Annotated in this window: 1 pseudogene; it reads left to right on the top strand. The window is 63.0% G+C overall.

What is annotated here, in order from left to right:
* Positions 1 to 276, top strand: a pseudogene (gene gudD, locus AC0L3U_RS39350) (glucarate dehydratase); the annotation flags it as partial.

The following is a 276-nucleotide window of genomic DNA, read 5'->3' as shown; positions in this document are numbered from 1 at the left end:
CAGTTCCTCGAAGTGCCGGTGGCTGCCCTGCTCGGCGAAGGCCAGCAACGCGACGCGGTGAAAATGCTCGGTTATCTGTTCTACGTCGGCGACCGCAGCGCCCCCCACCTGGCCTATCGCAACGAGGCCGACGCCGACGACGACTGGTTCCGCCTGCGCCATGAAAAAGCCCTGACCGCCGACGCCGTGGTGCGCCTGGCCGAAGCCGCCAAAGCAAAATACGGTTTCAATGACTTCAAGCTCAAGGGCGGCGTACTGTGTGGCGATGAGGAAATC

The organism is Bradyrhizobium sp. Kon69 (assembly GCF_055807515.1).
Note: the sequence above shows the minus strand (reverse complement) of the source record. Positions and strands in the feature narration are given on the sequence as shown.